General features: G+C 43.6%; 2 protein-coding genes. Both read right to left on the bottom strand.

All coding sequences use genetic code 11. From position 1 onward, the window contains the following. Nucleotides 1-29 precede the first annotated feature (29 nt). Nucleotides 30-950: a class I SAM-dependent methyltransferase gene (locus BJP37_RS18905; RefSeq protein WP_075901048.1), complete on the bottom strand. Its 921-nt coding sequence runs from the start codon at nt 948-950 to the stop codon at nt 30-32. A 282-nt stretch (nt 951-1232) separates the two neighbouring features. Further along, entirely contained in the window at nt 1233-2750 is a 1518-nt protein-coding gene (locus BJP37_RS18900; protein ID WP_075901046.1) for a glycosyltransferase, read from the bottom strand. Between the last annotated feature and the right edge of the window lie 395 nt (nt 2751-3145).

Raw genomic sequence — 3145 nt, 5'->3', positions numbered from 1 at the left:
CTCGCGATTGCAAATCTCTCTAACCTAAATTATTGGGTTTGCAGACACGCCCTAGAGAATTTCCTGAAGAAATCTAAGATGTGCTCTGGTGCCGCTCCTAACTCGACTCGGAAGATTAGTTGGCTTAAGTCTGTCTGTTGTGAGGGTGAGAGCAAACTATTTACAAGGTCGCGATACTTGGGCAACCCTGGGTTAAACTGCCTTGTTGAGGTATGGCGACCAACCATAATCGAGCGATCGAAAAACTGAAACTTCTCAACAGGACAGCCTACGGCATTGGCTGCCTGCTGCATAATTTCTTGCAAGTGTTCATGGGAGTAAAAACTCATCCATGTAGGGTCTTTATCCCCTTCGCTCTGGAAAAAGCTCATGGAGTAATTCCAACGGCTGTTCTGCCATTGGGGTGTCCACTCGATACTGTAGCGCCCCAAAACATCCACAATCACAGCACACCGGGAGCGATTCTCGCAAACATTGGTCACAATCATCTTTAAGGCTTGGTCAAGCTCCTTGTGAGTCAGATGAGAGTAGGGAACGCCGCAAGAAAGATATAAATCGAAGGGTCGAGCCAGCTTGCTAGTCCGAATATCCGCACATTCAAACCCAACGTTACTGTGGTTACCATATAAATTTATGGCAGTTTCCACCATTTGGGTACTAATATCAACTCCCAAGTACTCTAGCTCATACCTACCACTTAGTTCAGGGTCCTTTAACAATAGCGTTGACAGCAAAACATATCCATCACCTGTGCCTGAACCAACATCAACAACCCGTAGTTTCTCCCCCTTATTTTTGCTCACTGGGGCGATTGCTTGCTTAAACACTGAACGAGAGAACGGCTCCTCCCAATCAACTTTTACACCGTCACGGCGACTTTTAGATAAGTAATGTTGAACAGCATTGCTTTGGTCGTATACACTCTTAATCTGCTCTGGAGTTACTTTCATAACAAATGTAGGTTTCTACTAGAACTTCAAACGTCTATCGACTCATATCTGTCACTTCAACGAACTGCTAAGTCTCTCTGTAGCAGGCTTTTAATTATTTTTTACTTTGTTCTTAAAGCATTGTATCATAAAAAATCGTAACCACAAAAAATTGTATAAAAAAAAAGCGCGACAGCTATAGCAATCCTCAATTATTTGTATTTTATTAAAACTCGCAAATATTTGCTGGGCAAGGGTTGTAGCGATATAGGTTGCCACTATTCGGCTAATATATTTGACGAATCAGATAGGATTGCTATAATCGTCAACAAAATACCAGTCGCTCAATTCTTCCAAAGAAATATCATTCTCTGGCTGTGGAGCACGGAAATAACAATGGATCGGAAGTAATTCAACACCAGGATTTGCTGATGGTTCAGAAATAATCTGTTTGATTCGGCTCAAGTAGTTTAAAGCGGTGCTATCCCAGGTGTAATATTCCAAAATATACTGCTGACAACGTTTCTGTAACCTTTGCCACAGGTGTTGATCACAAAGTATTTCCCTGATTCCTCTAGCAATATCTGCTGGATCGCTGGGATCAACTAACATACCATAGTCTTCATCTCCTACTTTCAGACTTTCACCTACACCACTATTTTTTGTCACCACTATCGGTAATCCTGCTGCTGCTGCTTCTAAAGGAGCAAGACCAAAGGGTTCAAACAAAGAGGTAAGAGTAAACACGGAACCACGCTGAGCAAAATACCGATAGGAGGCGGCTAGTGCTGGTTGATCGGGTACTGAAAAAGCGCTAATTTTACCCCACAAATTTTTTTCTCGTACTATTTCCCGGATGGGACCGATTACTAGTTTTTCGGTCTGTTGATCGTGGACTTTTTCTTGCAAAGGGTTATCCAAGCCACCAGTAATCAGCACCACATTGGCTTTCTGTTGCACTATCACATCTTCAGCAAAGGCTTGCACTAAACCTAGGAGGTTTTTCTTGGGATCTAAACGGCTGGATGCCAAGATAGCTGGTAGATTGCGCCGTGACTCACTGATGTCCCGCTGCAATCGCTCTTCAATCAGTTGATAAGTCGCTTGTTCATTATGAGCGATCGCATCGGAACCAAACACAGAGGCATTGACTCCCGGTGCAATCACGGCAAATCGATGATCAGCTTCTACATCCACTGCTCCACGATAAGCATGATGACTGTACTGTTGGAACCGCTCTTGTGCCGTATTAGTAATATTGAGGGCTGAGTGATTCATGCTCAACCGTTCCGCTAGGATCCGGTATCGGAAATTGTAATAGTGATCGATTTGAGCCAGATTCTCAGGAGTGACCTGGAGTTTATCCATTTTTTGAGCCCCCAGGGAATGACCTGTGAAAGTAAAAGGTATCCCTGTCTGTTGCTCAATCAGCACCCCACACACTCCCCCATCACTGTAGTGGGTAGTCATGATATCGGGGAACTTACCTTCCTCTCGATAAAATTCCAGGATGTTTGGTACCCAGTCTTGGACGAGATGGGGCCATAACAACTCCTTGCGCAGGAACTCTTGTGGTCCGGCTGGCAATCGGATAATCCGGAGGTTGTCTACACTCCCATAGCCATCAAATGTCTCGGCAAATTCTGGCCAATCCGGATCAATGATTTGGCGGGTGAGAATATCTACTTGGTGACCTTGTTTTGCGATCGCATCTGCGACTTGCCTGACATAGACCAACTGACCACCGAAATCGGGATGTTCGCTAATGTAGCTATTTTTATGGTCAAAATTACCGTGAGGGTTGAGAAATCCAATGTGCATCACACTGACTCGAATAACAACCAAGTGTTACCAAACCTTGACAATTCCCAGGATTGACCATCTAGGTTTAGCTTGTTTTGGGGATCTTATGTTAAGTCAAAATTAAACTTATAATTATATTCTTAAATTGGGTGGTTTTCACGACACATTTAATAGTTTTTAATGTTAACTTATATTAAGAAGCATCGGGAAAGACGAGACCTCTTGCGTAAATAGCCAACAACAGCGTGATAACTACGATAGTTACCTGCTAATTGACTTTTGCAAAAGGTCTACGGTTAAGGCAGGGACGTTATTCGTAATCAATAGTAAATAGGACTTACGCATTTGCCCCCGTGGGTCCCCCAATTCTGGGGGACTTTAACTCAATTTCCCCCCAAAATTGGGGGGCTAGG

The sequence above is a fragment of the Moorena bouillonii PNG genome (assembly GCF_001942495.1).
In the GTDB taxonomy this organism is placed as follows: Bacteria; Cyanobacteriota; Cyanobacteriia; order Cyanobacteriales; family Coleofasciculaceae; genus Moorena; species Moorena bouillonii.
The sequence above is the reverse complement of the archived record's forward strand: the minus strand, read 5'-3'. Positions and strand labels throughout refer to the sequence as shown.

What these genes read in the sequence shown, in the direction of transcription:
- BJP37_RS18900 (WP_075901046.1), bottom strand. Translation starts at nt 2,750, where the DNA reads ATGCACATTGGATTTCTCAACCCTCACGGTAATTTTGACCATAAAAAT.
- BJP37_RS18905 (WP_075901048.1), bottom strand. Translation starts at nt 950, where the DNA reads ATGAAAGTAACTCCAGAGCAGATTAAGAGTGTATACGACCAAAGCAAT.